We start from the raw sequence: 24,920 nt of genomic DNA on the forward strand, positions 1-24,920 counted from the left end.
CTATGGATAAACCCACTGGGTCAGATGCACCGGCGACGCGCCGGCAAGCGTCACGGTAGAGGTAACGCGCCCTGCCGACTGCGGTTGCGTCACTATCCAGACGGCGTGAGCGCCATCCGGCGTCGGCGCAAAAGTGAGCGTCAGTGAATGCTGACCGGTATGGGTCACTACCGGCTGTGGCTGGAGCGTTTGCAGCACGAAGCGATCGGGGAAATCGCCGCTGAACGCGACCGTCACCGGCTGATTTTTCGACCCCTGAATGCGCAGCGCGAAAGGCTCGTCGCTTTCGGCGCGCAGAAAACGCTGATACTCCACCGTCAGGCTTTTCTCCTGATTCGTCGCCGAGGTTTCGCTCAGCCAGCCGTCAGAAAAACCGCCCAGCAGCGCGATCGCGACAATCGCAAACAGCAGCCAGTTGCCGCCCTGCTGGATACGCCACTCAATGCGCTGAGCATGCATATGTTCACGCACCGGCGTGTCGCGGCTGGCCCCTTCGTCAGAAACGATCTTATCCATTCCCCACCTCCCGGATTCAGGATAAGCGTAGCCGAAGCCTTACCGGATTGCCGGAAAGCGCGTTAAGCTATAGGCCATGTGAATCTGGACGCGATAAAACGGAGAAATACTGTGGAAAAGAAAACAGGCTTTATCGGTTGCGGCAATATGGGCAAGGCCATTCTCAGCGGCCTGCTCACCAGCGGCCAGACGCGGGCGGAAAACGTCTGGGTCTATACGCCATCGGAAGAGAGCCAGCAGGAACTCAAGCAGGAGTTTGGTATCAATGCCGCCTCCAGCGCGCAGGAAGTGGCCCAGGCCGCGGATATCGTGTTTGGCGCGGTGAAGCCCAACATCATGCTGAAAGTCATGAGCGATATCGCCTCCAGCCTGAATAAAGACTCGCTGGTGGTCTCCATCGCCGCCGGGATCACGCTGGATCAGCTGGCGACTGTCCTTGGGCACGACCGAAAAATTATCCGCACTATGCCGAACACGCCGTCGCTGGTGCAGGCCGGGATGACCTCCATCACGCCGAACGCGCTGGTCAGCGAGGAAGAAATCCGGGATGTGCTCGCGATGTTCCGAAGCTTTGGCGAGGCGGAAGTGGTGGCGGAGTATCTGATTCACCCGGTGGTGGGCGTCAGCGGCTCGGCACCTGCGTATGTCTTTATGTTTATCGAAGCGATGGCCGACGCCGCCGTACTTGGCGGTATGCCGCGCGCGCAGGCGTATAAATTCGCCGCCCAGGCGGTGATGGGCTCGGCCAAAATGGTGCTGGAAACCGGCAAACATCCAGGCGAGCTGAAAGATATGGTCTGCTCGCCGGGCGGCACGACCATCGAAGCGGTGCGGGTGCTGGAAGAGCGCGGCATGCGCGCGGCGGTGATTGAAGCGATGGCCCAGTGTATGGCCAAATCGGAAAAGCTCAGCAAGGGCTAAAAAGAAAGGGCTACCTCGGTAGCCCTTTTTACTGGATTACTGCCCGATATCGCGCAGCTTTTTGCCCGCCATCAGGTTCTTTTCAATATGTTCAAGCGTGACGTTTTTGGTTTCCGGGATAAGCCAGAACGTCACGCCGACAAACACCAGATTCAGCGCGGTATAGAGCCAGAAGGTGCCCGCCGCGCCGATATGGTCGATAAGCGTCAGAAACGTCGCACCAATAATCATATTCGACACCCAGTTGGTGGTGGTCGAACAGGTGACGCCGAAATCGCGGCATTTCAGCGGCTGGATTTCTGAGCACAGGATCCACACCACCGGCGCGGCGCTCATGGCGTAACCCGCGATACACATCATGGTCATGCCAACAGAAAGCCAGGAGATGCCGGTAGATATTTCGCCGTGATCGACTTTCATCAGGCAGTAGCCGAGTACCAGCGTACCAAGCGCCATGACGCTAAAGCCGATTTTCAGCGCCGGTTTGCGGCCCGCTTTATCCACCGTAAACACCGCGATAAACGTGGCGAGCATAAAGGTCAGCCCCACCACGACCGTTGCGATCATCTGCTCTTCGGTGCTGGCGAACCCCGCCATCTGGAAGATTTTCGGCGCGTAATACATGATGATATTCATGCCGGTAAACTGCTGCATCGCCTGGAGCAGCATGCCGAGAAACACGGCGCGGCGCACGTTGCGGTTGGCGGTGAAGAGCGCCCAGCCGCCCTGCTTCACCTTCAGGCTTTCACGGATTTCATTGAGCTCCTCACGCGCTTTTTCCGAGGTATCGCGCAGCATGCGCAGCACGCGTTCCGCCTCGATGTTCATGCCTTTGGCCGCAAGCCAGCGCGGGCTGTTGGGCAAAAACACCACCATCACCAGCAGAATAACGGCGGGCAGCGCCAGCACGCCGAGCATGGCGCGCCAGCCGCCGCTGTAGCTCAGCGCGGTATCGGAAAGAAACGCCAGCAGAATGCCGAGCGTCACCATCAGTTGATAAAGGCTAATCATTTTGCCGCGCACTTTCTCAGAGGCCATCTCTGAGAGGTAGAGCGGCGCGGTGTAGGAGGCGATCCCGACCGCCACGCCTAAAATCACACGGGCGGCCAGCAATACTTCCAGAGAATGGGCGAACGCCGATCCGAGCGATCCGATAATAAACAGCGCCGCGCCCGCCAGCAGGCTGTACTTACGCCCGAGGCGCGACGAGAGCCAGCCGTTAAACAGCGCACCCAGCGCGGCACCGAGCATCATGCTGCTCACCACCCACTCCTGGGCGCGGCTGCTTAAGCTGAAGTGATCGGTGATAAAGGGCAGCGCCCCGGCGATGACGCCGATATCGAGACCAAAGAGTAAACCCGCGACGGCGGCGGAAACCGAAACAAACAGATTCATGCGACGCGCTTTGCGTTCCTGAGCGCTGACAGCAGGCGTGACTTCACTTACCGAGGACATCTTTTCTCTCCCGTTAAAGGCAATCGGCCATTGCCATAACGGTAGTGGTAACGCCGGTAAATCGTCAGGCGGGAAACGGCGAAGATATGGATAAATTTGCTGTGACGTTGCGTTTTGTGATGCAGGTTATAAAACCGAAAAATCGCTTCACCTCGCGCGATAACCCTGCATGGCGGGAATTAATGTGACGTAACGCGATAAAATTTGAACAGCAGGCGTTTTGTCCGCCGTTTATCTCATGGACAATCAGAGAGCTTTCTGTCTGTGTTCGCACGCTCAGGTATGCGCAGAGACGCATGCCCGATAACCCCCCCGCCCGCGTGCTGTTAAAAAGACGCTAAGCGTTATGCGGACTCGCGTAACGCTTATCAATAATGGAATTTGTCTCAGGAGAGAATATATTTCTTGCCGCGTTAAAACACGTCGGGAATAACCCTGTGCAGAAATAAGAAAAAAGTATTATCCTGCCAGCGCGCAGAGAGCCGCGTATTATCGACGGCTCGCACAACCACAAAGAATAAAATGGGAATATCCGCAGGTAATACGTTTATTCCGGCAGAGGACCCTGCGGTGCCGAAAAGTACCTGCGGATAAGAGAGCGTCAGTATTACACAATCAGATGACAGAATAATAACGCGGCGCGCCCGCTATACGCTCAGGTTCGGGGGTGCCGCAGCAGCTTCTTTACGTATTGCTGGAGCAATTCGGTGTCACGTTGCGGCACGTTGCTTTCAGGCTGAACGCCTTCGAGCGCCCCTTCCACACTGGCAATCAGCGTCTGCTGGGTATTAGGATCCAGATGGCGCAAAAGCGCAGTGACGACAATTTCCAGCGCCTCGACCTGCGCCACTAACTCTTTGGACTCTTCTTCCTTTTCCGCCAGCTTGACCAGTAGTTCAGCTATAAGATTTTTCATAACTGTCTTCCCGTGAAGTTGTTGCCACGAAGTTATCATTCCCGATTGAGGTTGCCTAGTGATCGCCAGCGCTTTTTTTTCTGTCATCGCGGTTTTGTGCGGCGCGACAAAAAATCGTCGTCAGCGAAACGTTTTACCAGCAAAATATCGCGGCGGCAGAAAGAATAATATCTTTCCTCCGCCATAACAGGAATTAATGACGCTGATAACAGCGACGTTATTATTAACGGCGTGCGTTTTTTCTTAATGCCGTACCGAATTGCCAGACGTTAATTAACAGTACCAGCGCTGTAGCGATAAATACCCAGCGATAGCCCGCCGCGGCGGAGATCCCCGCCCCCATCAGCGGCCCCAGCACGTTGCCGAGATACATAAACGACTGGTTATAGCCAAAGATACGCCCGGTAACGTTATCCGAGGAGTATTTCACCAGCAGCGTCTGCACCGCCGGGAACATCGCGCCATCGGCGAAGCCGAGCAGAAAGCGCAGCACCGCGAGCTGCATCGGCGAGGTGACAAACGACATCGCGAAAAACAGCACCACCGCCAGAATGAGCGTCGCCATCAACACCCGCGCGGTGCCGATGCGATCGCCTAACCGCCCGAGCCGCGGCGCGCTCAGCAACGCTGACACGCCCGGCACCGCTGCGATCATGCCGCTTAAAAACGCGATATTGCTGCTGTCTGGCGTCAGTTCCTTAATAAACAGCGCCAGAATGGGGCTGATGGAGCCATTAGAGAGCTGAATAACCATTGTCGTGATAAACAGACTCAGCACCAGCCACGGCGCAGGCAGGCTTGCGAACACCGCTTTGCCGCTCAGTTGTTCACCTCTGGCAAGCGCGGGCCGCACGCCCTCTTTAATCAGAAACAGCGTCACCGCGAAACTTATCATCAGCAGCAGCGCGGTAATCAAGAATACCGGGCGCAGCCCGACGCTGTCGGCGAGAAAACCGCCCATCAGCGGCCCCAGGATTACGCCGCTTATCTGCGCGGTAGAAAGTGTGCTGAGCGCCCAGCCGCTGCGATCGCGCGGCACCTGCGAGGCGACGAGCGCCATCGCGTTGGGAATATAGCCGGAGGTCAGCCCCATCAGCGCGCGCAGCGCGAAAAGCTGCCAGACGCTGGTCGCGAACGCCTGCAATAAAATCGCCACCGCCATACCCAGCGAGGCGCGCAGCAGCATCAGCTTGCGGCCTTTGCGGTCGGCAAGGCTGCCCCAGAGCGGCGAGACAATAGCGGAAACCAGAAACGTGACGCTGAAGGTAAGCCCCGACCAGAGCGACAGCGCCTCGTGCGATTGCACGCCGAGTTCGGCGACATAAAGCGGCAGAAACGGAAGGATTTGGCTGATCGCAAGACCGGTGAAAAAACAGCCAAACCAGACGGAGATAAGATTAACCTTCCAGGATTCCATACGCGCGCTATGTCTAAATCAATGATGTCACAGGGTATCAGGATATGCCGCGGTGTCAGTGCATAAGCGTGCGGCCTGTAATATTTTGGACGCTTATTATTAATATAAAATCATTTGTGACATTTATCACACTAAAGTGCGCCCTGGGCCGACGATTATCCTTAGCGGCAAATGCCAAAACCGCGCATGCCTAAGTGAAAATGGTTGGCGTGAGCCGCGTTGTAGTCCGGCCCGAGCGCATTGCCAAAGTAAAGGCAGCTCTGGCCAAACAGCGCGCGCAGCGTCTCCCCACGCGGGCCGCTCTCCTTCCAGCCTTTCAGCACGCTTATCTGCTGGCCGTTGGCGAAACGAAACGCGCTGACGTCCAGCGCGTCCGCCGTCGCGTGTTCGCTTAAGCGCGCATTAGCGCGGTGATAAATATTGCGGCAGGCGTAACTGCCATAGTGATCGATGCGTACCAGCGGGCTGCCCATCATCGACGCGCTAATCGGCTTCGCCTGCTGCTGTACATACATGGCGCTGCTGAGCGCCAGCGGACAGCTTGCCAGAAACGAGCTGCTGAGTTTCACCTCGCCGAAGCGTAACACCCGCACGGGGGCTGCCAGCGGGCAGTCGCCCTGCGTCGGTGCCTGGACGCGGTACTGGATCATATCCCGCTGACGGGCTTCATCGAGCAGCGCCAGGCACGCCTGCGGGTTATTCGCCATCTGGCGCAGCTTGTAGCGCGTCACCATCGTCGGCGGGTCAAGCGGCGAGAGCGGCGCGAACGGGTTATACCAGGCGGGCAAATAGTCATACAGCCAGACGCCTGCGAGCGCCGTTAACGCCAGGGTTGTTACCATCGCTATCCCTTTTTTCGCCATGCCACCGCCAGAAAACCAGCCACAAAATCAAAGTATAACCGCTGTGCGCCGCACCACGCCTGTGCGCGCCACGAACCACATGAATCCGCCTGCCGGGCGTGCTATGTTGTGGACTTTCGTCTGCTTTAAGGATGGGTTGTAAAAATGGCAAAACTGCGCGTGGGCATTGTGTTTGGCGGAAAATCAGCGGAGCACGAGGTGTCGCTTCAGTCGGCGAAAAATATCGTCGATGCGATTGATAAAGAAAAATTCGACGTCGTGCTGCTGGGCATTGATAAACAGGGCCAGTGGCATGTGAACGACGCGTCCCGTTATCTGCTGAACGCGGAAGATCCGGCGCGCATCGCCCTGCATCGCTCCGAAAAAAATGTCGCGCTGATCCCGGGCCTCAGCCAGCAGCAACTCATCGAATCGGACAACCGCCAGGCGCTGCCGCAGCTGGATGTGATTTTCCCGATTGTCCACGGCACGCTCGGCGAAGACGGCTCGCTACAAGGCATGCTGCGCATGGCGAACATTCCGTTTGTCGGCTCCGGCGTGCTCGGCTCGGCGGTGAGCATGGATAAAGACGTCGCCAAACGCCTGCTGCGCGATGCCGGTCTTGCGGTCGCGCCGTTTATCACGCTGACCCGCGCCAACCGCCAGCGCATCACTTTTGAAGACGTGAAAGCGCAGCTCGGCCTGCCGCTGTTTGTGAAGCCCGCGAACCAGGGATCTTCCGTCGGCGTCAGTAAAGTGAATGACGAGGCGCAGTATCACGCCGCCGTCGCGCTGGCATTTGAATTCGACCATAAAGTGGTGGTGGAAACCGGCATCAAAGGCCGTGAGATCGAGTGCGCAGTGCTCGGCAACGATTCCCCGCAGGCGAGTACCTGCGGCGAAATCGTGGTGAGCAGCGAGTTTTACTCGTACGACACCAAATACATCGACGATCAGGCCGCCCGCGTGGTGGTGCCTGCGGATATCGCGCCTGACGTGAATGACAAGATCCGCGCTATCGCGATTCGCGCGTTTCAGGCGCTGGAGTGCGCCGGACTTGCGCGCGTGGACGTGTTCCTGACGCCGGACAACGAGGTGATCATTAATGAGATCAACACCCTGCCGGGCTTTACCAATATCAGCATGTATCCGAAGCTGTGGCAGGCGAGCGGCATTGGTTACCAGGAATTGATTACCCGCCTGATTGAACTGGCGCTGGAGCGCCACCAGGCCGATGCGGCGCTGAAAAGCTCTATCACCGGCTAAGCTCTAAACATTACTCTTCCGCCGCGTTCGGTGCTTCCGGGCGACGGCGGATAATAAAACCCGCAATCCAGAAGCAGATAACCCACGTCACCAGCCCCACCGCATAGGTTTGCCAGCCTTTCGCCTCAAATCCCAGCAGGCCAATCACGCCGTTCATAATAAAAATCAGGCCCAGTGCGACCGCGTAATAGTGCCAGTCACGGCGAATTTTGGCAGAGAGTTGCATGGTTGCTCCGAAAGCGTCAAAAAAACCATCTTCGCATATCCCGTCATGGCTGTCTGTGGCCCGCGTCGCGCGGTGTGACGCGCATTACGGTTACGCGTAAAGACGTTTAAAAGCGCCAGTAAACTTTCGCAAGCGCAGCGGTCATAGCGTGTAATGAAGCAAGAAAAGTCTGAATGTTAACCAGTTATTAACGCAGTTACAGAAATGTGAGAATCGACATAATTTTGACATTCAGGAGTAATCTGCCCGCCAAATTACCACGAATCCGATATTGACAAATAAAATCTCCTGCCAAACTTCACCCTGTAGCACCCTGGCGTTACGTCAGTACGAAGGTAAAACCCCGGAGGTCTGTATGGCTGAGATATCGTTACCCAAACCCATAATCGCCGGGAAACCAGGAAGATCCACCGCGCTTGGCAACCTCGCCTACGCGCTGTTTGTGCTGTTCTCTTTCTGGGTTGGCGCGCAACTTCTGAATGTCGTGGTGCATGCGCCAGGCGTTCTGGATAATCTCATGCAGATGCAGGAGAGCGGCCGTCCGCAAATCAAAATGGGGCTGGCTGTCGGCACCATCTTTGCGCTGGTGCCGTTTCTCGCAGGCTGCGTCTTTGCGATGGTCATGGCGTTTTTCTTCCGCCTACGACGTCGTCGCTTTTAACCTTTACTCATACAGCGTGCCCGACGGTCGTCCACACGCTTCGCAAACCACGCCGTGGTGAGTTGACGCGTGATCTTCGGGCTTTCCAGTTGAATACCAGGCAGTATTTCGCGGGGCAGCGTTCGGCCCGCGCGTTTATCCGCGAGCGCAAAAACCTTTTTATAGATTTTGCTGTCGCTGAAATCCTCGCTATCCCCTTTCGCCAGCGCACGATGGATTTCGCTATCGCTCATATCAAGCTGGCTGCCCAGTTTGCGCACCGCGTTTTCGGTTGCACCCGGCTCGCTGGTGTCATAGCGGATCAAATCGCCATCGAGCGCCAGTTTTACACCACTCGCTTTACTGACGGCATTCTGGAATGCCGCGTTGCGGCTCGCATACCAGCCCGCGTTGAAATCCGCGAAGCGATAGAGCGGACGTGAATAGTCCACCGGATAGTTCAGCAGATGGTAGATGCCAAACCATAGCCCGCCGCGACGGGTAAAGACCTCCTGGCGCAGCGTGCCGTCGATGTCATAAGGATAGCCGCGCGCGTGCTGTTCGGCGAACGCAATGCTGACCTGCATCGGCCCGCCGGTGTGTATCGGGTTTAAGTTGCCAAACAGCGTCTGTCCAAGCGGCACCATGCCGATGAAATCGTCGAAAATGGCGCTCAGTTCGCGCTCGGATTTCACGTTGTCAAGCCGCTCGCTGTAGCTTTTACCGTTCGGGGATTTGATAAGCAGCGCAGTGTGCACCACAAAGGCGGGAATGTGCAGCTTACCGGCGCGGCGCTCGATCTCCTTCCAGGCTATCTTGCCAAGCCCCGGCACCTGCGGATCGGACTGATAATTCGACTCCTGCTCCGCCACCGCCAGCACCGAACAGATGTTTTCTTCGGTTGCCGGAATCTTCTGCGTCTCAAACGCGCGGGCGATGTCGCGCGCCCAGCCGTCGCGATCTTTCACGCTCGCCGGCATTTTTTGCTTCACCACGGCGCGCACGTCGAGCGGTTTCGCGCCCTTTTCGGTGGTCGGGGTCGGGCTGGTACACCCTGCAAGCGTGAGCAGCGCGGTAAGCGTCAGAAGACGAAAACGGGTGGGCAAGGCAAACGTGGCGGCCATGATAATCCTGTCTGGCTGGGTTCAGGGCGTTTACCCTGCCACGTTTTTGCCGCCGCGAAAAGCGGATCGCTCCGAAGACGCAGCGGCAAACCGTCCTTACAGCGCTTCCTGCGCCTCGGGTTCGGGGGCGGGTTTATCGTTCAGCGTGCGCTCAAAGCTGCGCAGACGTTTGTAGATAGACATCAGCTCCACAAGCGTCGTCCAGGAGCTAATCAGATACTGGAACGCGCCGCGCACTTCACCAAACACATTGCTTATCTGCGTCATCAGCCCAAGCGTGATCGACCCGGCCGCAATCGACGGGAACATCAGGAACAGACCAAAAATGGCATCCACCTGCAGATAGAGAATGCGGGCGATGTTGAAATAGGTGTAGTGGAAATAGAGCCGGAAATAGTTGTGCCGCACGTTGCTGAACAGCGCCCGCACCGTTTGCGGATCGGCGCGCGTCGGATCGTCTTCGCCATAGACCAGCTCTTTACGATAGGCCGCCTCAACGCGCTGGTTGCGAAACTCCAGGCCCGGCAGTTTGATACCGACCAGCGCCAGCAGGCCGGTGCCCATCAGCGCCCAGACGATCGCGGCGATAACCAGCCCGTAAGGCACCTCGCCCACCACCGGCAGTGCTTTCACGTGCGGCGAGAGCGCCACCAGCACAGGCAGAAAGGCAATCAGCGTCATCACGGCTTTCAGCAGAGACACGCCCATATCCTCAAGCGTGGAGGCGAAACGCATGGTGTCCTCCTGCACACGCTGCGCAGCGCCTTCGATATGGCGCAACCGCTGCCAGTGCTCCATGTAGTATTCGTTCATGGCGGTGCGCCAGCGGAAGATGTAGTGGCTGATGAAAAAGTAATTCAGTACGCCCACGGTGACGTAAATAAGCGCGATGCCAAGAAACACCGTAATGCCGCTGTAAAGCTCGCCGATTTTGACTTTATGGGGCGCGCCGAGCGCGGTCTGGATCAGGTCAAAGAATGGCGCATACCAGGCGTTTATGGCGACCGTAAGTTCCACCATAAACCAGGTGACGAAGATCAGCAGCGCCGAGCCCAGCACTGACCAGCGCTGCCAGCGGTGCGGGCAATAGACGCGCCAGAAGGCAGCGAACAGCCCCACGCAAAGCGCGTAGTAGGCGTAGAAAAGAATAAAGTTGCCTGACCAGAAACGGGCCGCGCTGATGGGCAGCTCGCCCGCCACGCCTAACCGTTCGGCAAGCCAGCCGCCGCCCATCTGCCAGACGACGAAGGCAATCACCGCCCAGATCAGCGCCGAAAGGAAAAAGGCGCCGGGACGAGGGAAAAAGGATTTAAACATCAATCGCTCCTGCAAATATTTTTGTTTTTGCTGTTGCTGTATAGCCTCTGCCCTGCGCGTGTGGCAGGGGGTACTGAGTGTAACGCGACAGGCGACGGCTGCGCCGCCCGGCGTGTTTCCAAAAGTGTAACGGCGCGCCAGTTATCCGCGCCGTGTTGAGACAAAACCCGCGTCGTTTAGTTCGCCTGCCAGGCGCGCAGGATAGCGTCCGTATTCAGCACGCGCAGCGGGTTGCCGGGCACCGCCAGGGTACTCCAGACATCGTTGTAATGCTCGATAAGCACCGGGGCGGAGGCCGCGCGGCGATCGGCGGTGGTGTGGGCGTCGCCTGCGACCGTCACCTGAAACCCGCGGCTCGCCGCCTGTTTGAGCGTGGTATCGACGCAGTAATCGCTGGCGCAGCCGCATACCACGAACGCGTCAATGTGATGCTCGCGCAGCAGCGCCTCAAGCGGCGTGCGGTAAAAGGCGTCGCAGGCGGTTTTGGTTACGCGTAAAGCATTCTGCGGCACGTTAAGCTCCGGCAGAAAAGCAAACCCTGGGGAGTTTTCTTCCAGCCCGCCCGGCTCCGTATGCTGAATGATGATGACCTGCTCCGCGCCCGCCATCAGCTGGTTAATGCGGGCGACGCGCCCTTCCCGGTCAAAACGCGGGGTGGCGAAAACGCCGTTTTGCATATCGATAACCATCACAACACGTGGTACAAACATCATGCGCTCCTTCTCAGGGAAAGCGGGAGATTAACACAGGCGATACGCGAAGCACCGCCGGAAAAATTTTGCGCAAAAAAACGAGTTGTTACGCATCGTTACGTTTTTTCAGTGGCTGTCGCGCTTTTCGGGCCTTTGCAGATCCGCGCGCAGTAGTATAAATACCCTCTATTCCCGCTCACTGAATGGATTGCTTCGTTGAAACGTTGTCTGCTCTCCTGCGCCCTGCTGATAAGCGCAGCTTTTTCTGCGGCCCAGGCCGCGCAAACCTCGCCCGACCCGGTCTTCGCGTCCGATATCGTCGATCGTTACGCTAACCATATTTTCTACGGCAGCGGCGCCACCGGCATGGCGATTGTAGTGATTGACGGCAACCAGCGCGTGTTCCGCAGCTTCGGCGAAACGCGCCCCGGCAATAACGTGCGCCCGCAGCTCGACTCGGTTATCCGCATCGCCTCGCTCACCAAACTGATGACCAGCGAAATGCTGGTAAAAATGCTCGATCAGGGCGTGGTGAAGCTTGACGATCCGCTGAGTCGCTACGCGCCCCCCGGCGCGCGCGTGCCGACGTATCAGGGCGAACCTATTCGACTGGTGAACCTCGCCACGCATACCAGCGCCCTGCCCCGTGAACAGCCCGGCGGCGCGGCGAAGCGCCCGGTGTTTGTCTGGCCGACCCGCGAGCAGCGCTGGCAATGGCTCTCCACCGCGACGTTAAAAGCAGCGCCTGGCGCCACGGCGTCCTATTCCAACCTCGCGTTCGATCTGCTGGCCGATGCGCTGGCTAACGCCGCGGGCAAGCCTTATACCCAGCTTTTTGAAGAGCAGATCACCCGCCCGCTCGGCATGAAAGACACCACCTTTACGCCGTCACCGGATCAGTGCAAACGCCTGATGGTGGCGGAGAAAGGTGCCAGCCCGTGCAATAACACGCTGGCGGCTATCGGCAGCGGCGGCGTTTACTCCACGCCGGACGACATGATGCGCTGGATGCAGCAGTTCCTGGCCTCCGATTTCCATCGCCGCAGCCCGCAGGCAGACCGCATGCAGACGCTGATTTACCAGCGCACGCAGTTGACCCGCGTCGTCGGGATGGACGTGCCGGGTAAAGCGGACGCGCTGGGGCTGGGTTGGGTGTACATGGCGCCGAAAGACGGGCGTCCAGGCATCATTCAGAAAACCGGCGGTGGCGGCGGCTTTATCACTTATATGGCGATGATCCCGCAGAGCAATATTGGCGCTTTCGTCGTGGTAACCCGCTCGCCGCTGACGCGCTTTACCGCGATGAGCGACGGCGTCAACGATCTGGTGACGGAACTGAGCGGCAACAAACCGCGCCAGACGACCGCCCTGTAAAGCAAAACGGCGCCCTGGTGGCGCCGTTGTTTTTCAGTAGTTGAGCGGCAGCTTGTTAACCGCCACCAGCTTTCCCTTCTGCATTTCGATGTATTTGCCCTTTCGCAGCTCCGCGAGTACCTCCGCGATGACCGAACGGGAAATGTGGGTGTGGTTCTGAATATGGTGAATCACGCCGACCTGCGCGCGCACTTCCGGGCTCCAGGCCGCCATCGTTAACAGCGTGGCGCGGATCTGCGAATACGTTGTCGTGCCGATAAAATGCGCGTCGCGCCATTCAAACCAGCGCATCAGCCAGGTCTGCCAGTGACAGAACGATTTCCACAATTGACGATGTTCGATGATTTCAATCGCGCGCCGCACCGGCATTCGAAAGCCGCGACAGGGGGTTTCCGTCACCAGGGTATAACGCAGCGGTTCTGGGATCACCGCATCAGAAAAGCTTAAATACAGCGGAGAATTCATTAAATCGACGTGAATATGGTTCTGTTCACGCCAGACATTGAGGCTTCCTTCCTTAAAAAACCAGCACTGTTGCTCGCCCTGCTCGTTGATAAACGAGAGTTCGCAATGGGCGTCAATGTCAAAAGGCGTTCCTGCCGGTCCGAGATGACGCTGAAGGGAGTCAAGATGATGTAGGGGTTTTACCAGCTCTAACACGCGAGATATCCATTTCAGGTGTGTTGGGGGAACTGCCTGCCCACAAGGGACAGGCAGCTTTTGACGCTAACTGACGAGATTACCAGGTATATTTGACGCCGACATTCGCGGCCCAGTCCTGATCCACGTCGCCGCCGCCAAGGTAGTTCGCGTCGGCATAGGCGCTGAAGTTTTTGGTGAAACTGAACTTACCGCCAAGCCCTGCGCGTACCGCGGAGCCTTCCACGCCGTTATCGATATTGTCGCCGTTTACGTCGGCGTCGTTACCGCTGGCGTCATCATAGACATAGGCCAGTTTCGCATATGGCGTGAAGGCCTGATCGTTGCCGTAGTTGAACGTGTAACCCAGATCCGCGCCCAGTTCATAACGCAGGCTGTCGTAAGACTGGCTGTTGACGCGCATATCGTTGCTCAGCTGATAGCCGTCGCCATCCTGGAACAGGCCGGAAACGCTGGCATACGGGGTCAGATAACCCTGCGTGTTGAACTGCCAGTCATAGCCCAGTTTCAGGCCAAAGCCCCATGCGTCGGAAGACGCGTCACCGGAGACCGCCTGGCCGTTGCTCATTACCGCGCTCAGATCGTTGCTGTAATGGCTGTAGCTCAGGCTGGTATCCACAAAGACGTTATTGGCGAACTGCGCAGAAGAATACAGACGCGCGGACTGGCTGTCCTGATCGACGCTGCCGGTACGATCGTCCATATCCCCTTTCGCAAAGCCCGCGGCCGCCCCGATCATCCATTTCGCGTTGTTGCCTTCCACCAGTTTATCGAGGCCGACCATCAGGCCGTTAACATCCTGGTCATAGCTCAGCTCGCCGGTATCGCCGTTGAAATTGCCGCCAAAGTAGGTTACCCATGCGCCGCCGTTATCCCCAGGCGTATGGCGGCCCTGCGCGAGACGCGTGCTCAGCACATCCTGTTCCAGATTCCAGATGTTGGTATTCGCAGAAGGGATGCTCAGCGCCATATTGGCGTAGTTGGTCAGCTCGCGCTGTTTCAGCACCACGGTGTCGCCCTGCTGCTGCGCCTCGTAGGTGTACGCGCCCAGATCCGCTTTATTGGCGGCGGTAAAGCGTACCGAAGTGGCGTCGTTATCGTCATACACGCGCAGCACTTCGTTGTCTTTATAATCAGCAATCGAGCCCGCGCCGGTGGCGTTATCGATACGCACCCGATAGTTGCCCGCCACGTCGCCGTTCACCGCCAGGTGACCGTCTGAGTTGAGCGCAATCACGCCTTCGTCATAGTCTTTCTGATTCGGATCGTTGGTCACGTAACGCGCGTTATTCAGAGAGGCGTCCAGCACGTAGTCACGGCTGCCGACGTTGAGCACACCGTCGTCAGTCAGCACGACATTATCGGCATCAACCTGACCGAGGCCGAGGTTGAGCTGCGCGCCGTTATCGATAGTCAGCGTATTGGCATACAGCGACGCGGTCTCTTCCGTGAGCGTCGCCTGGCTGCCGCTGTCCAGCGTCAGCGAATCGGTCGCCACCGCGCCGTCATCGCCGATGTTCAGCGTCGAAGCATTGGTCAGCGTGATGGAATCTGCCAGCAGCGAGGAGCTTTCGACGTTTACCTGTGAATAGTTATCGACCACCAGCGCATCGATGTTCGAGACTTTACGGGTATCCCACTCGGAGCCATTTTGCAGCGTCACGTTGAAAATACCGCTCTGGTAGACTTCGTTACCGGTTACGTGGCCCGCTTCGTTAAACGCGGTATCGCTGTTTTCGATGCCGTAGGTGGAGCCTGGCCAGATGCTGTTCGGCTGATAGTCATACAGCTCAGCGGTTGCTTCAACGTTAGAAATCGCCGCACCCACCCATTTGCTGCCGTTGGTGAGCGTCACGTCCAGGCGGTCGGTGTTATCCCAGCCGTTAGAATCCGGCTTGCCGTCGCCGTTCACGTCATAAGCGTCAACATGTGTGGTGACCGGATTGCCGTTTTCATCAAGCGTGGTGCGGTCATAGCCGCCAAAGTTTTCGTCGAAGGTACTTTCGAAATAGATGTCGCCGTTAATCGTTGACCGATCGAAAGAGGCCGTCGTCTGCATAGAGTTATCGGCAGCAGGATTGGCGATCACGGCGAGCGCGATATCATCCGCGGTCAACTTATTATCGTAATCGCTGGCTTTACCGGTGTGGCCATAAAAACCATCGGTGCCTTCATCCGTCCAGGAGCCGGAACTCAGAACAGAATCTTTCACTGCAATAGTATTATTAAAAATTTCGCTGCTATTTGAGCCAGTCGCAGACGTCACGTCCTGATTATCTTCCCATTCATATCCCTGCGTCAGCGTAATACCCGCCACATGGGAATTATTCTGGATAACCAGGTCGGTTTCCTGATCGAGGGTAATAGCGGTGCCGAGATTGTAAATATCCTCAGACGCCGTCGTTTTATCATCGGCGTTATAATAATTGTAGTGCTCGAAATCATCGTCGATGGTGGAATTATCGACGGTTAACGCAAGACGGTTATAGAGATAATCCCCGGTGCGGTTATCGCAGTTGTCCGTCATGCACTGAGAGGTGATCATCCCATGAATAGTGCTGTCTTTAATGGTCAGCGCGTTAGGGTGGGTATTATTACTGGTGCCGTCGTCAAGATACCAGGTGGAAATAACGCCATCGACATGCGCGCCGGAAATTTGCGGGTAAATATTGCCGTTATAATAATCAGAGCCATAATCGTAACCGACATAGCCCTGATACATAATACCGCCATCATAATAAAACGTGTCGTAGCTTTTGCCTGAAATATCCGTGGCAGCGGAGGCCTGAGAAGCGATAGCCATTGTGCAGGCCACGGCTAATTGTGAGACTACAAGTTTCTTTTTCCAGGAGTGCATTTATCATCCCTCCTCAGGGACGTCACAAGGTTGGTCCATCAAATGGTTTGCCGTAATACAAGCGTGATGTATTAACGATAAAATTATGCACGCTGAAAAATTAAAGGTTCAATTCTTCTTTACCAATTGTACGAATTCGCACTCTTTATTATTTAGGAATAATAACCACACTTATCCTCGATATCCCTTCATATCTTACCAGACGAACACTCCTTCATTTTGATTGCCACCAAAATATTGAATATTTAAATATCCACTCATGGAACATTTAGTTTAAAAATAAAATAGCTCTCGATTATAAAAGTTCTCTGCCGTTTCGTTATCCCGGCTTTTGCCATTCCCCCGGCGATACTCATCTATAATATGAATATCTTAATGGCATGGAGAATGTGAATCTAATGAATGAAAAACTTCAGCACGCCGCAAAACAGGCCGGTATCTGGCTGAATCAACACGGGCTACGACTGGCGACCGCCGAATCCTGTACCGGTGGGCTTATTACGTACACCCTGTGCGCCACCGAAGATACCACTGCGTTTTATTCGAGCGGTTTTATTACTTATACCAATGAAGCCAAGCAGCGCATGCTGGGCGTGAAAGAAGAGACGCTGCGCCTCTATACCGCCGTCAGCGAACAGACGGTGCATGAGATGGCGGCAGGCGCCCGCGAACGTTCGGGTGAAGATGTCAGCCTCGCGGTGAGTGGTTATGCCGGGCCATCCGGCGGCGAAGACGGTACGCCGCCGGGCACCGTCTGGTTTGGCTGGGGCATGCCGGGCGAGGAAACCGTGGCGGAAAAGCGTCACTTCAATGGCGATCCGAAAACCGTTATCGATCAGGCGGCGGTCTTCGCGCTGGAGCGACTGATTGAGCTGCTTCAGGAACGCGTATCATAACGCGCGCGTCAGGGCTTGCCTGCGCGAATTCCCCGGCAGGCCTTGTCCATTGCGGGTGCGCGTGATTTAGCGCCCACAATCGTCAAACATCCCGTCCTGTTTCGGGTTAAAATAAAGCCTGTCTCATTTCTCTGATAAGAAGCAATTATGGCCGATTTTTCATTGAGTTCCCGCCCGCGCCGCCTGCGTCAGAACGCCTCGCTGCGCGCCATGTTTGAAGAAACCTCGTTAAGCCGCAACGATTTGGTACTGCCGATTTTCGTTGAGGAAGAGCTGGACGACTACAAACCGATCGCCGCCATGCCGGGCGTGATGCGCATCCCGGAGAGATACCTCGCCCGTGAAATCGAGCGCATCGCGAAAGCGGGCATACGCTCCGTGATGACCTTCGGGATTTCGCATCACACCGACGAGTGCGGCAGCGACACCTGGAATGAAAACGGTCTGGTGGCGCGCATGTCGCGTATCGCCAAAGACGCCGTGCCGGAAATGGTCGTGATGTCAGACACCTGCTTTTGCGAATACACCAGCCACGGCCACTGCGGCGTGCTGTGCGAGCATGGCGTGGACAACGACGCGACGCTGGTAAACCTGGGTCGTCAGGCTGTGGTGGCCGCCGCCGCAGGCGCGGACTTTATCGCGCCCTCCGCCGCGATGGACGGCCAGGTGAAAGCCATCCGCCAGGCGCTCGACGCCGCAGGCTTCACGGACACGGCGATTTTCTCCTACTCCACTAAATTCGCATCGTCCTTCTACGGTCCGTTCCGCGAAGCCGCGGGCACCGCGCTGAAAGGCGATCGTAAAACCTATCAGATGAGCCCGATGAACCGCCGCGAGGCGATCCGCGAATCGCTGCTGGATGAAGCCGAAGGCGCGGACGCGCTGATGGTCAAACCGGCGGGCGCTTATCTCGACATCCTGCGCGACGTACGCGAGCGCACCAGCCTGCCGCTTGGCGCCTATCAGGTGAGCGGCGAATACGCGATGATCAAATTCGCCGCTCAGGCGGGCGCGATTGATGAAGAGAAAGTGATCCTGGAAAGCCTCGGCGCTATCAAGCGTGCGGGCGCGGATCTTATCTTCAGCTACTTCGCACTCGATCTGGCCGAGAAAAACATTCTCTGACCTGTCGCGGCGGGCGTTCTGTCCGCCGCGTTTTCTCCTTCTTAACACGCTGTGACCGTTCCTTCACGTCTCTGACATGCGGCCGTCATCTTCCGGGTCTATCACTGTCTGCAGACGGTTCCCGAGGAGATACAACCGTGTTCAGCATCGACAACGTTCTTGACGATCTTTACCCCCAGAAATCCCCCGCCCCGTGGCTGAAAAAAACGCTCAAACGCCTGCTGTATGAACAAGAGTTTCAGGAATTCGCCGCCCGGCATCGCCATCTCAAAGGGCTGGATATGGTCGAGCAGGTGCTGGAGCATCTGGACATTCGCTGCGATCTGCCAGCCCGCTCGCTTGAGCAGATCCCGGATAACGGGCCGCTGGTTGTCGTCGCCAACCACCCGACCGGCACCGCCGACGGGCTGGCGCTGCTCTACGCCATCTCCCGCGTGCGGCGCGACGTGCGCGTGGTGGCGAACCGGATGCTGAGCCATCTGGAGCCGCTGTCGTCGCTCTTTATCGCCGTGGATAACATTGGCAACCGCACCCGCAAAACCGCCATTAAAGAGATGGAGGCACATCTTGAACGCGGCGGCGCGCTGATTTTTTTTCCGTCCGGCGAAGTGTCGCGTCCGGGTCTCGATGGCATTCAGGACGGCGTCTGGAACGCCGGATTTGTGAAGCTCGCGAGCCGCTACCGTGCGCCGGTGCTGCCGGTGCATATCGCCGGGCGCAACAGTCTCGCGTTTTACGGCGCGGCGCTGGTCGCCCCGCCGCTCGCCATGCTGATGCTTATTCGTGAAATGTTTCGCAAGCGCGGCACGACGCTGCCGGTCAATATCGGCGAGCGTATTCCGTGGAGCGCCTGGCACGACGCAAACGCGCACCCGCGCGACGCGGCGGCGCGTTTTCGCCTGCATGTTTCACGGCTTGGCAAAGGACAGCCGGGCTGCTTTAAAACCGAATGCGGCATCGCGCGCCCAGAAGACCGGGCCGTGCTGCGCCGGGCATTGGCTCAGGCAGAGACGCTTGGCGAGACGCCGGATGGCAAAACCATTTATCTGTGGCGGCGCAACGGTATGGAAGAAGCGCCGGTGCTGCGCGAACTCGGGCGGCTGCGTGAAATCGCCTTTCGCGCCGTGGGCGAAGGCAGCGGCAAGCGGCGCGACACCGACGCCTATGACGACGACTACTGGCACCTGGTGCTGTGGGACGATGCAGCGCTGGAGATTGTCGGCGCGTACCGGTTTATCCCGACGGCGCAACAGGTGGTGCTGCGCGGCCCGCAGGGGCTTTACAGCTATAGCCTGTTTCATTACGACGAGCGGATGGAAGATATTTTAAGCCAGGGAATTGAGCTTGGCCGCAGCTTTATCCAGCCGCAATACTGGGGACGCCGCGGGCTGGACTATTTGTGGTCGGGCATCGGCGCGTATCTGGCGCGCTATCCGCAATACCGTTATCTTTTCGGCCCGGTGTCGATATCCGGCGGCCTGCCGCCTGCCGCGCGTGACCTGCTGGTCGCGTTTTACCGGCTCTGGTTCCCGGCGCAGCATCCGCTCGCCGCCTCGCGCCGCCCTTATCCGGTGTCGTTGCCGGACGCGCTGGCGCAGTTTGGCGGCGAAAATTATCAGGAAGATTTAACGCGGCTGAAGTCGCTACTCGGGAATCTGGGCTGCGGTATTCCGCCGCTTTACAAGCAATATTCAGAGCTGTGCGAGCCGGGCGGCGTGCAGTTTATCGATTTTGGCAGCGATCCGGCGTTTAACGATTGTGTGGACGGGCTGGTGTTAGTGGATTTAACGCGCCTTAAAGCGTCACGTCGTGAGCGGTATATCGGTACGACCGCCATGCAAACAGCACCACGCTAATCGTTGGTGGGTAAGCGAAGCGCACCCACCTATTTAATAACGGCTACCTTCAGGGGAGCTCGGGGCGAGGCAAATATGCAAGGTAGGTTTGCAGGTTCCGTTCGCCACAATGTCTCATTCATATGTGCGCTTTCTTCACGCGAACGTGCAAAGGGGGCTCGCCGCCGCCCCCTTTGCAATCCCGGCTCCCGGCGGAAATCGGCCCTCAGGGGCCGATTTTTTTTAGCCGGAGCAAAACCACCCACATTACCGTCGGTTTATTCTGGACGGCGGGTGCGCTTCGCTTACCCGCCCTACAAAAAACACCATTCAGCCCACACGCCACCCATAAAAAAACCCCCAGCAAGCCGGGGGTTTGATTTACTGGGGAAATCGTATTGCTTATGCAGCAGGCTGGGCAGCCGGTTTAGCAGCGTCGTGTTTCACTGCTTTTTTGTGGTGCTTTTTAGCAGCCTGAGCTTTCTGCTCTACAGCCGGTTTCTGAGCGGCTGCTTTTTTGTGATGCTTTTTGGCAGCCTGAGCTTTCTGTTCAGCAGCCGGTTTCTGCTCAGCGGCTTTCTTGTGGTGCTTTTTCGCAGCCTGAGCTTTCTGCTCTACGGCTTTTTTATGCGATTTTTTGTGATGCGTTTTTGCAGCAGGCGCTTTAGCCGGTGCAGCAGTGGTGGTAGTGGTTGCAGCAGCAGCCGGAGCCGGTGCAGCAGTGTTATCAGCAGCGAACGCAGCAGCAGACAGACCCATAGTGGCGGCAACAACCAGCGCTAATACTTTTTTCATCTCTATACCCTCGAATTGGCTTTTAGTTACCCCGCGTCGGGGCTCTGGAAATCACTATAGAGAACCCGTGCCGCCGCTTCAGTGAGTGATTGGTATCGGCGTGTAACCGAATGTACAAGCGCTACGCAAGAGAAAGGGCGCCGCAGCGCCCTCGGTTTAACCGGCCCGGTAAAAGGGCTTATCGCCAAGGATGGTCGCGCGGTGCATCACGCGCCGGGCGGGGAGATAATCGGCGTTGGCATAGTGTTGCGTCACGCGGTTATCCCACAGCGCCACGTCGTTTTCCTGCCAGCGCCAGCGCACCTGGAATTCCGGCTTTGTAATATGCGCGAAAAGAAAATTCAGCAGCGCGTCGCTCTCTTTGGGCGACACATCGACAATGCGCGTCGTAAAGCCTTCATTGACGAACAGCGCCTGTTTGCCGCTCACTGGATGCGTGCGCACCACCGGGTGCAGCAGCGGCGGGTTTTTCTCCACCGCCGTGATCCAACGCTGATGCTCCTCCTTCGTTTTCGTATGCTTCCACTCCGGGAACGACTTACGGAAATCGTGCTCGGCGCGCAGGCCGCTTAACAGTTGCTGAATTGGCGCGGAGAGCGCCTCGAACGCCGCGATGCCGCTCGTCCAGAGCGTATCGCCGCCGGTGGGCGGCAGCGATTTCGCCGCCAGAATCGCGCCCGCAGGCGGCGTATCGATAAAGGTCACGTCGGTGTGCCAGTTATCGTTATCCGGCGGGTTATCGTTATGCGTATCCAGCACGATAATCTCCTCAACGCCTTCCGCATGCGGGTAGACCGGGTGGATATGCAGATCGCCAAAGCGCATCGCCAGCGCCCGCTGCTGCTGCGGCGTGATGGGCTGATCGCGCACGAACAACACCTGATGGCGGATGAGCGCGTGATACAGCTGCTCAAACTGACTGTCGCTCAGCGGTCGCGCCAGGTTGATATCGGAGACCAGGGCGCCGATATACGGCCCCAGCGGCGTGATGGTTATGCGTTCGCTCATTGCGTTTCTCCATGCCAGGGCGTCAGACGGCGCGTCAGCGCGCGCAGCCCCAGTTCTAAAATAAAAGCCACCAGGGCTATCACCGCGATGCCCGCCAGCACGACGTCTGTCGCCAGGAACTCACCGGCGGACTGCACCATAAACCCAAGCCCGCGCGTGGCGGCGATGAGCTCGGCGGCGACCAGCGTCGACCAGCCGACCCCAAGCCCGATGCGCAGGCCGGTTAAAATCTCCGGCAGCGCGCCGGGCAGAATCACATGCCACAGCAGCTGCCAGCGGCTCGCGCCTAAGGATTGCGCGGCGCGGATACGCACCTGCTGCGCGCTCTTCACGCCCGCCAGCGCCGACATCGCCACCGGGGCGAAAATCGCCAGATAGATCAGCAGCACTTTGGAGGTTTCGCCGATGCCGAACCAGATAACCATCAGCGGCAGATAGGCGAGCGGCGGAATGGGACGGTACAGCTCAATCAGCGGGTCGAGAATGGCGCGCAGCGTCGGGTTAAGCCCCATGGCGATGCCCACCGGAATGCCGATAAGCGCCGCAGCCAGCAGCGCGGTCAGCATACGGCCCAGGCTCGCGCCCAGATGCGCCCAGAGCGTGGCGTCCATAAAGCCCTGCGGCCCGGCAATGGTAATGAGCTGGCGCAGCACCTGCTGCGGCGCGGGCAGAAACAGCGGGCTGACCAGTTGCAGCGCCGTCACCGCCCACCAGAGCGCCAGCAGCGCGCCGAGCGTGGCGAGGCTTATCGTCACCGGGCGTACGGCCACACGGCGGCGGCGCACCGGCGTGCGGGCCGCGTTATCGTTAATCAGTACGCTCATGGACGCTCTCCCGTAATTCAAAGACCCGGCTCAGGACATATTCGCGACGGGCGATAAACGCCGGATCGGATTTAATGGCGCGCGCCGGTTCGCCCGCGACAAACCGCCTCGCAAAATCAAGGCTCAGCCGCTCCTGCACGCGCCCTGGCCCCGGCGACAGCAGCACGAGATCGGTCGCCATAAACACAGCTTCTTCGATGTCATGGGTAATGAGCAGAACCTTTTTGCCGCTTGTCGCCCACAGGCGCAGCAGCAGCGTCTGCATCTGCTCGCGGGTAAAGGCGTCCAGCGCGCCGAAGGGTTCATCCAGCAGCAGCAGTTGTGGGTCGGCCGCCAGCGCGCGGGCGATGCCGACGCGCTGCCGCTGCCCGCCGGAAATCTGCCAGATAAACCGGTTTTCCGCGCCCTCAAGCCCCACTTTCGCGAGCATCTGCCGCGCCAGCGCGCGGCGTTCTTCACGTCCGACGCCCTGAAGCTGCAACCCGAACGCGACGTTATCGAGCACGCTGCGCCACGGCAGCAGCCCCTCATGCTGAAACACCACGCCGCGATCGGCGCCCGGCCCGGTAACGGCCCGCCCGTCGAGCGTAATGCTGCCCGTTTCCACCGGTAAAAAACCGGCGATGAGATTCAGCAGCGTGGTTTTGCCGCAGCCGGACGGGCCGAGCACCACCAGCAGCTCGCCGTCATTAAGCGTCAGGCTGATATCGGCAAGCGCAGGCTTGCCGTCGAAACTCGCGTGAAGGTGAGAGACCTGTAGCATCGCGCCCCCTTACGGCTGAGCCAGCGGCTTCACAAAACGATCGGTGACGAACGCGCGGTAATCCTGGCCAGCCTGCGGCACTTTGCCCTGCGCTTTCAAAAACGCGGCGGTGTCGACAATCGCCTGATTCACCGGCCCGTTAAGCTGCTCCACCTGCTGGCGAGCGGTAAGGTAGGTATTGCCCTTCACCAGCCCCGGCACATCGCCCTGCGGCACGCCGCTTAAGCGCGCGAGCTTCTCCAGATGCTCCGGCTGTGTAAGCCAGCCGTCGGGGTTGTCGAGATAACCGCGCTGAGCCTCCAGCGCGCTGCGGGCAAAGGCGGTGACCACTTCCGGGTGTTTTTCGGCGAAGTCTTTACGCACCACCCAGACATCCAGCGTCGGCGAGCCCCATTTCCCCACTTCCGAGGAGTCGGTCAGCACCGTACCCTCTTTTTCCAGCGCGTTAACGGCTGGCGCCCAGACGTAAGCACCGTCGATATCGCCCCGCTGCCACGCGGCGATGATCGCCGGCGGCTGAAGGTTAACGATGCTCAGTTGATCCGGACGAATGCCCCAGTGTTTTAGGGCCGCCAGCAGGCTGTAGTGGGTGGTGGAGATAAACGGCACCGCGATGCGTTTGCCGATAAGATCCTGCGGCGTGCGAATCGATTTTTTCACCACCAGCGCCTCGGAGTTACCAAGCTGCGAGGCGAGCAAAAACACTTCGATGGGGACATTCTGGCTTGCCGCGACGGCGAGCGGGCTGGAGCCGATGTTGCCTATCTGCACGTCGCCTGAGGCGAGCGCGCGCACGACGCTGGCGCCGCTATCGAATTTACGCCAGTCCACCGTGGCGCCGCTTTCTTTGGCAAAAGTGTTATCCGCCTGCGCCACTTTGGCGGGTTCGGCGGACGTCTGGTACGCGACGGTGACGTCCACCGCCTGTGCCTGAAATGCCCACAGCGCCAGCGCGCCGATGAGCGTAATACGCGATGTGATTGCCATACTGTCTGCCCCTGTAGTCTCTTGTTATAGGGGCAGTATTTCCGGCGCGGGACGTCTGATAAAGGAATAAAAAAGCATCGCTAATGCCGAATCGTTTTTAGAAAAAAAACGGCAAAGGTTAGCGAATTTTGTGCGCTGGGAAGCGGTGCGTGAGTGAGGGTTGAGATGCCGGGTGCGCTTCGCTTACCCGCCCTACAAATTACGTTACGCTAATCGTAGGGTGGGTAAGCGAAGCGCACCCACCGTTTTTTTTTCCGCCCGGGCGTTAATCGATTGGTAAGGTGAATGCTTTTACTCCGGCTAAAAAAAATCGGCCCATAAGGGCCGATTTCCGCCGGGAGCCGGGATTGCAAAGGGGGCGGCGGCGAGCCCCCTTTGCACGTTCGCGTGAGAGAAAAGCACAGAGGGAAATGACGTGATGGCGAACGGAACGATTTCACCGGCCTGTCATATGCGCCCAACTC

Annotated in this window: 23 protein-coding genes; 7 read left to right on the forward strand and 16 right to left on the reverse strand. The window is 58.1% G+C overall.

The annotated features are described in order from the left end of the window. Entirely contained in the window at positions 1 to 516 is a 516-nt protein-coding gene (locus tag AFK66_RS14550) for a hypothetical protein (protein ID WP_007781253.1), read from the reverse strand. 111 nt (positions 517 to 627) lie between these two features. Between AFK66_RS14550 and proC the strand changes: the two genes are divergently transcribed. After that, a complete protein-coding gene (gene proC / locus AFK66_RS14555; RefSeq protein ID WP_007781250.1) occupies positions 628 to 1,437 on the forward strand; it encodes a pyrroline-5-carboxylate reductase in 810 nt (269 codons plus the stop codon). Between the two features lie 36 nt (positions 1,438 to 1,473). Here proC and AFK66_RS14560 read toward each other — a convergent pair whose 3' ends face one another. The 4 genes from AFK66_RS14560 to AFK66_RS14575 all read right to left on the reverse strand — a co-directional run bounded on the left by AFK66_RS14560 (position 1,474) and on the right by AFK66_RS14575 (position 6,088). Further along, positions 1,474 to 2,892, reverse strand: coding sequence for a sugar porter family MFS transporter (locus tag AFK66_RS14560; RefSeq protein WP_007781247.1), 1,419 nt, complete (start codon positions 2,890 to 2,892; stop codon positions 1,474 to 1,476). Between the two features lie 655 nt (positions 2,893 to 3,547). Further along, positions 3,548 to 3,808, reverse strand: a complete 261-nt coding sequence (iraP, locus tag AFK66_RS14565; protein ID WP_004386850.1) for an anti-adapter protein IraP — start codon at positions 3,806 to 3,808, stop codon at positions 3,548 to 3,550. Between the two features lie 223 nt (positions 3,809 to 4,031). Next, entirely contained in the window at positions 4,032 to 5,225 is a 1,194-nt protein-coding gene (locus AFK66_RS14570; RefSeq protein ID WP_004386851.1) for a multidrug efflux MFS transporter, read from the reverse strand. 161 nt (positions 5,226 to 5,386) lie between these two features. After that, positions 5,387 to 6,088 carry an extensin-like domain-containing protein gene (locus AFK66_RS14575; RefSeq protein WP_007781240.1) on the reverse strand — a complete coding sequence of 234 codons (702 nt, stop codon included), beginning with the start codon at positions 6,086 to 6,088 and terminating at the stop codon, positions 5,387 to 5,389. Positions 6,089 to 6,232: 144 nt separating this feature from the next. Here AFK66_RS14575 and ddlA point away from each other — a divergent pair, with 144 nt between their 5' ends. Continuing rightward, positions 6,233 to 7,333, forward strand: a complete 1,101-nt coding sequence (ddlA, locus tag AFK66_RS14580; protein WP_007781239.1) for a D-alanine--D-alanine ligase — start codon at positions 6,233 to 6,235, stop codon at positions 7,331 to 7,333. 10 nt (positions 7,334 to 7,343) lie between these two features. Here the strand turns inward: ddlA and AFK66_RS14585 are convergent, their stop codons facing one another. Further along, positions 7,344 to 7,559, reverse strand: a complete 216-nt coding sequence (locus tag AFK66_RS14585; RefSeq protein WP_007781237.1) for a DUF2754 family protein — start codon at positions 7,557 to 7,559, stop codon at positions 7,344 to 7,346. 355 nt (positions 7,560 to 7,914) lie between these two features. Between AFK66_RS14585 and AFK66_RS14590 the strand changes: the two genes are divergently transcribed. Continuing rightward, positions 7,915 to 8,220, forward strand: a complete 306-nt coding sequence (locus AFK66_RS14590; protein ID WP_007703414.1) for a DUF2755 family protein — start codon at positions 7,915 to 7,917, stop codon at positions 8,218 to 8,220. Here the strand turns inward: AFK66_RS14590 and AFK66_RS14595 are convergent. The 3 genes from AFK66_RS14595 to AFK66_RS14605 all read right to left on the reverse strand — a co-directional run bounded on the left by AFK66_RS14595 (position 8,217) and on the right by AFK66_RS14605 (position 11,350). Then, entirely contained in the window at positions 8,217 to 9,323 is a 1,107-nt protein-coding gene (locus tag AFK66_RS14595; protein WP_007781235.1) for a DUF1615 domain-containing protein, read from the reverse strand. The genes AFK66_RS14590 and AFK66_RS14595 overlap by 4 nt on opposite strands. Positions 9,324 to 9,419: 96 nt before the next feature. Beyond that, entirely contained in the window at positions 9,420 to 10,640 is a 1,221-nt protein-coding gene (sbmA, locus tag AFK66_RS14600; RefSeq protein ID WP_007781232.1) for a peptide antibiotic transporter SbmA, read from the reverse strand. Positions 10,641 to 10,816: 176 nt separating this feature from the next. Further along, positions 10,817 to 11,350, reverse strand: a complete 534-nt coding sequence (locus AFK66_RS14605) for an isochorismatase family protein (RefSeq protein WP_007781229.1) — start codon at positions 11,348 to 11,350, stop codon at positions 10,817 to 10,819. A 198-nt stretch (positions 11,351 to 11,548) separates the two neighbouring features. On the opposite strand from AFK66_RS14605, the gene ampH reads away from it, so the two are divergent. Further along, a complete protein-coding gene (gene ampH, locus AFK66_RS14610; protein ID WP_007781225.1) occupies positions 11,549 to 12,706 on the forward strand; it encodes a D-alanyl-D-alanine-carboxypeptidase/endopeptidase AmpH in 1,158 nt (385 codons plus the stop codon). A 33-nt stretch (positions 12,707 to 12,739) separates the two neighbouring features. Here ampH and AFK66_RS14615 read toward each other — a convergent pair whose 3' ends face one another. Both AFK66_RS14615 and AFK66_RS14620 read right to left on the reverse strand, forming a co-directional pair. Then, positions 12,740 to 13,366: a helix-turn-helix domain-containing protein gene (locus AFK66_RS14615; RefSeq protein WP_007781222.1), complete on the reverse strand. Its 627-nt coding sequence runs from the start codon at positions 13,364 to 13,366 to the stop codon at positions 12,740 to 12,742. Between the two features lie 79 nt (positions 13,367 to 13,445). After that, entirely contained in the window at positions 13,446 to 16,223 is a 2,778-nt protein-coding gene (locus tag AFK66_RS14620; RefSeq protein WP_007781221.1) for an autotransporter outer membrane beta-barrel domain-containing protein, read from the reverse strand. 398 nt (positions 16,224 to 16,621) lie between these two features. Between AFK66_RS14620 and AFK66_RS14625 the strand changes: the two genes are divergently transcribed. From AFK66_RS14625 to olsF, 3 genes are all read left to right on the forward strand, one after another. Further along, complete coding sequence (locus AFK66_RS14625) at positions 16,622 to 17,119, forward strand: CinA family protein (RefSeq protein ID WP_007781216.1); 498 nt, start codon at positions 16,622 to 16,624, stop codon at positions 17,117 to 17,119. A gap of 147 nt (positions 17,120 to 17,266) precedes the next feature. Next, entirely contained in the window at positions 17,267 to 18,244 is a 978-nt protein-coding gene (gene hemB, locus AFK66_RS14630) for a porphobilinogen synthase (protein ID WP_004386863.1), read from the forward strand. A gap of 137 nt (positions 18,245 to 18,381) precedes the next feature. Then, positions 18,382 to 20,100 (forward strand): bifunctional ornithine lipid synthase OlsF, encoded by a 1,719-nt coding sequence (gene olsF, locus AFK66_RS14635; protein WP_023899270.1) that lies wholly within the window; start codon positions 18,382 to 18,384, stop codon positions 20,098 to 20,100. Positions 20,101 to 20,481: 381 nt separating this feature from the next. Here olsF and asr read toward each other — a convergent pair whose 3' ends face one another. The 5 genes from asr to tauA form a co-directional block, all read right to left on the reverse strand. Beyond that, positions 20,482 to 20,874, reverse strand: coding sequence for an acid resistance repetitive basic protein Asr (gene asr / locus AFK66_RS21575; protein WP_007781213.1), 393 nt, complete (start codon positions 20,872 to 20,874; stop codon positions 20,482 to 20,484). Positions 20,875 to 21,030: 156 nt separating this feature from the next. Continuing rightward, positions 21,031 to 21,882, reverse strand: a complete 852-nt coding sequence (gene tauD / locus AFK66_RS14645) for a taurine dioxygenase (protein WP_007781211.1) — start codon at positions 21,880 to 21,882, stop codon at positions 21,031 to 21,033. Continuing rightward, positions 21,879 to 22,706, reverse strand: coding sequence for a taurine ABC transporter permease TauC (gene tauC / locus AFK66_RS14650; RefSeq protein WP_007781210.1), 828 nt, complete (start codon positions 22,704 to 22,706; stop codon positions 21,879 to 21,881). Before tauC ends, tauD begins: the two co-directional genes overlap by 4 nt. Next, positions 22,690 to 23,469 (reverse strand): taurine ABC transporter ATP-binding subunit, encoded by a 780-nt coding sequence (tauB, locus tag AFK66_RS14655; protein WP_007781208.1) that lies wholly within the window; start codon positions 23,467 to 23,469, stop codon positions 22,690 to 22,692. The genes tauC and tauB overlap by 17 nt, the downstream gene beginning before the upstream one ends. Positions 23,470 to 23,478: 9 nt before the next feature. Continuing rightward, positions 23,479 to 24,456 (reverse strand): taurine ABC transporter substrate-binding protein, encoded by a 978-nt coding sequence (gene tauA, locus AFK66_RS14660; protein WP_023899272.1) that lies wholly within the window; start codon positions 24,454 to 24,456, stop codon positions 23,479 to 23,481. Positions 24,457 to 24,920: the final 464 nt, after the last annotated feature.

Source organism: Cronobacter malonaticus LMG 23826 (genome assembly GCF_001277215.2).
Lineage (GTDB): Bacteria > Pseudomonadota > Gammaproteobacteria > Enterobacterales > Enterobacteriaceae > Cronobacter > Cronobacter malonaticus.